The sequence below is a fragment of the Rossellomorea vietnamensis NBRC 101237 genome (assembly GCF_001591825.1).
Lineage (GTDB): Bacteria > Bacillota > Bacilli > Bacillales > Bacillaceae_B > Rossellomorea > Rossellomorea vietnamensis.
The window spans coordinates 1-1,470 of record NZ_BCVQ01000103.1 but is presented as its reverse complement, the minus strand read 5'-3'; the positions used below and the strand labels follow the sequence as shown (position 1 = coordinate 1,470).

Genomic DNA, 1,470 nt, shown 5'->3' with positions numbered 1-1,470 from the left:
GTAAACTGTACCCTTTGTAAAGGACATTTTTAATAAAGGCTAGGCTGCTTGAAGAAGATGATCTCTGTATTGTATAGGGGTCATCTTTTTCATATTCCATTGGTACCTGTATGTATTGTAATAATAGATGGCTTCTTTTACTTCCTTTTTTAGTTCTTTAAGAGACTGACATTGTTCTATTTCCGCTAAATCTTTGAAATGGCCAAAGAATGATTCTTGGGGTGCGTTATCCCAACAATTCCCCCTTCTTGACATGGATTGACCCAACCTCAACTTTTTGACCAGCTTTTGATATATGGGGCTGGTATAGTGGCTGCCCTGATCAGAGTGTATGTAAGCTTCTTTAGATAATTTAACTTTCCTATTTTTCTTTAACTTCTTCAAAGTGTCCGTAGCGATATCTAGAGTAATTCGTTCAGAGACATTGTGTGCTAAGACTTCATTGGTAGAGGCATCAATTATCGTTGATAAATAAGCCCTTTGGCCTTTCCCGAAGTAAAGATAGGTGATATCTGTAAGCAAAACCTTATAAGGTGAGTCTTGCTTAAATTCCCTCTTAAGTAGGTTTGGAACTACTTTGTGTTCCTGGGTTGCTTTCATTATACGCTTATAAGGATTAGCTCTCCGAAAAGGACATTGAATATCATATTTATTCATTATCCTTCGGATTCTCTTAAGGTTAAATACAATTTTAAATTGACCCTTTAAAACCATTTTAATTTGGCGGGCTCCTTTTTTACGTTTCTTAAATTTATAGGCTTGGAGCACTAAGTCCCGGAGGACTTCATCCTTTTTCTCCTTTTCTTTCCTTCGTTCAATTTGTTTTGGAGAAAAGTAATTATAATATCCCTGACGGGAGACACCAGCTATATTACATAGATAAGCTACCATACGTTTTAGGTTGTATTTCTTTATAGTAGACCGGATAAGATTGAACTTCTGGTCAGCTGATAACTTTAAGACTTGTTCTTTAGCCCCCTCTCTGCGAATCGTATCTTTTTTAAAAGTTCGTTCTCTGCCTTTAACAGGTTATTTTCCGCTTCCATCCTTGCCAATTTTTCTTCAGTGGATAATTCTCTTTCCTTCGGTCTTCCAGTATAAACAGACCTCGTATCTCTTAGTCCAAGAACTCCATCCTTACGATAGCTTTTACGCCATCTTTTGCCTGAAGATTCAATCCGTTTTACCCCAATAGTTTCTTCATCAAATCCACATTCTTCAAAGATTTCTCTAGGGAACTTGCCTTGTTTATTTTGGGTAATGAAATGCTCTTTGAACTTGTCAGTATATGTAATCCCTTTTGAGCTAACATTTTTCACAAATGGATTTTTAGATAATATTTTTATTTCTTTTTCTGTAAAGAGTTTTTTACTCATGTGTCTCTCCTGTCCTGGGTTTATTCAATTGTACATAAAAATACCCTGTGAAGTAGACTTTTTTATTGTGTCTACCACACAGGGTACAGTTTAA

Annotated in this window: 1 protein-coding gene; it reads right to left on the bottom strand. The window is 35.9% G+C overall.

The features are described 5' to 3' along the window. Window positions 1-39: 39 nt before the first annotated feature. Window positions 40-1,376, bottom strand: a protein-coding gene (locus tag BVI01S_RS22350) for an IS3 family transposase (RefSeq protein ID WP_434091785.1) whose coding sequence is annotated in 2 segments (ribosomal slippage) — window positions 40-977 and window positions 977-1,376 — 1,338 coding nt in all. Because the reading frame shifts where the segments join, the coding sequence is not laid out codon by codon here. Window positions 1,377-1,470: the final 94 nt, after the last annotated feature.